Annotated in this window: 1 protein-coding gene; it reads right to left on the bottom strand. The window is 65.6% G+C overall.

Going from position 1 to position 270, the window contains the following annotated elements; genetic code table 11:
- A partial coding sequence (locus SB816_RS31850) for a dienelactone hydrolase family protein (RefSeq protein WP_410548225.1) occupies positions 1-270 on the bottom strand: 270 nt, incomplete at both ends.

Raw genomic sequence — 270 nt, 5'->3', positions numbered from 1 at the left:
CCCTCGCGCACGAAGAAGTCCGGCGCGATCGCCAGATAGCCGAGCTTCGCGAAGCGGCGGCACACATCGGCGATATGTTCGTGCACGCCGAAAATCTCGTGAATCACGATGATCACCGGCAGATGCGTCTTGCCGCGCGGCTGCGCGCGATACGCCGGAATGAGCGTGCCGTTCGACTGGAACGCGACTTCGCCCGCGTCGAGACCTTCGCTATCGGTGTGGATGGTTTGCGCGGACACCGGCAGCACCGCGGCGGCGAATCCGCTGCCG

This window comes from Achromobacter sp. SIMBA_011 (assembly GCF_046535435.1).
GTDB lineage: Bacteria > Pseudomonadota > Gammaproteobacteria > Burkholderiales > Burkholderiaceae_B > Achromobacter > Achromobacter dolens.
This window is presented reverse-complemented; position numbering and strand designations above follow the sequence as displayed.